The 375-nt window shown below is 63.2% G+C and carries 1 protein-coding gene; it reads left to right on the top strand.

The window, feature by feature from the left end:
• Nucleotides 1–19: 19 nt before the first annotated feature.
• The coding region (locus HX773_RS25575; RefSeq protein ID WP_304623171.1) for a HAMP domain-containing sensor histidine kinase at nt 20–375 on the top strand (356 nt) is incomplete at its 3' end.

Raw genomic sequence — 375 nt, forward strand, 5'->3', positions numbered from 1 at the left:
GAGCACCTTCCTGGCAACCATGAGCCATGAGATCCGCACCCCGATGAACGCGGTGATCGGCATGCTGGAACTGACCCTCAAGCGCGCGGACCAGGGACACCTGGACCGCCCCGCCATCGAGGTTGCCTACACTTCGGCCAAGGACCTGCTGGAGCTGATCGGCGACATCCTGGATATCGCCCGTATCGAATCCGGTCGCCTCAGCCTGTCCCCGGAACGGGTCAACCTGACCGAACTGGTGGACTCGGTCGCCCGTGTCTTCGATGGCCTGGCCCGGCAGAAAAGCCTGAGCCTGGTGCTGCTGCCAGCAACGCAACACCGCCCGTGCGACGTGCTGGTCGATCCGCTGCGTTTCAAACAGATACTGTCCAACCT

Source organism: Pantoea sp. B9002 (assembly GCF_013385945.1).
In the GTDB taxonomy this organism is placed as follows: Bacteria; Pseudomonadota; Gammaproteobacteria; order Enterobacterales; family Enterobacteriaceae; genus Pantoea.